Consider the following 571-nt stretch of genomic DNA (forward strand, 5'->3'; position numbering starts at 1 on the left):
TATGCGCGGGGCAGAGTTCGCCGAGCTGATGGGCTTCATGGTTGTGGCCGAGGAGCGGAGCTTCCGGCGCGCCGCGCAGCGGCTGGCCATGTCCCCTTCCGCACTCAGCCACAGCATCGGATCGCTCGAGCGGCGGTTGGGCGCGCGGCTCCTGAACCGGACCACGCGCAGCGTCGCGCCGACCGAGGCCGGTCAGGCGCTGTTCGACCGGCTCCGTCCCGCCATTGCCGAGCTGGACGGGGCCGTCCGCGACGTCGGCGCGTTCCAGTCGCAACCCAGCGGCACCGTGCGCCTGAACGCGCCACGGATCGCGGCGCACTTGGTGGTGATGCCGAAGTTGGTGGAATTCCGCGCCGCCTATCCCGGCGTCCGGCTTGATCTCGTTGTCGACGACAGCATGACCGACGTCATCGCCAGCGGCTTCGACGCGGGCATCCGCTCGGGTGCCCTCGTGCATCAGGACATGACCGCCGTCAGACTGACCCCGGATCTCCGCATGGCCGTGGTCGGGTCACCCCGATACTTCGCGGTTCGTCCTCCGCCGACGGTTCCTGGCGGTCTCCAGGATCAT

At 69.5% G+C, this 571-nt stretch carries 1 protein-coding gene; it reads left to right on the forward strand.

Annotation, left to right across the window (positions count from 1 at the left end; genetic code table 11):
• Positions 1–571 (forward strand): LysR family transcriptional regulator (locus ACFFGY_RS22255; protein ID WP_377046735.1); only part of this gene is annotated, 571 nt, incomplete at both ends.

Source organism: Roseomonas elaeocarpi, assembly GCF_042433915.1.
GTDB classification, from domain to species: Bacteria; Pseudomonadota; Alphaproteobacteria; order Acetobacterales; family Acetobacteraceae; genus Roseomonas; species Roseomonas elaeocarpi.